This is a genomic window from Micromonospora craterilacus (genome assembly GCF_003236315.1).
Classification (GTDB): Bacteria; Actinomycetota; Actinomycetes; order Mycobacteriales; family Micromonosporaceae; genus Micromonospora; species Micromonospora craterilacus.
Window position 1 is genome coordinate 1 of the sequence record NZ_POTY01000571.1, and the last position, 445, is coordinate 445.

Genomic DNA, 445 nt, shown 5'->3' on the forward strand with positions numbered 1-445 from the left:
CCGCAGTTCAGCGCGATGAACGGCTTGTCGTGACGCGGCGAGAGCATGTGCAGACTGCGCGCGACGAGTTCCTTGCCCGTGCCGGTCTCGCCGTTGATGAGCACCGGCGCATCGGTGGTCGCGACGTTCTCGATCAGCGCGCGTACGGCGGCCATCGCTGGTGAGCGCCCGATGATGCGCGTGCCAGCCGCCGGGCCGGCCAGTTCACGACGCAGTGCGCGGTTTTCCAACTCCAGCGCGCGGCGTTCGACGGCGCGACGCACCGTCTCGGTCAAGCGTTCGGCGGGAAACGGCTTCTCGATGAAGTCGAACGCGCCTTCGCGCATGGCCTGCACGGCCATCGTGATGTCGCCATGGCCGGTGACAAGCACCACGGGAATGCCCGTGCCAAACGACTGGCAGTGCGTGAGCACGTCCAGGCCGCTCGCGCCCGGCAGGCGCAGGT

1 protein-coding gene is annotated in these 445 nt (G+C 68.5%); it reads right to left on the minus strand.

Going from position 1 to position 445, the window contains the following annotated elements; all coding sequences use genetic code 11:
* A partial coding sequence (locus C1I95_RS37490; protein ID WP_146605965.1) for a sigma-54-dependent transcriptional regulator occupies positions 1-445 on the minus strand: 445 nt, incomplete at both ends.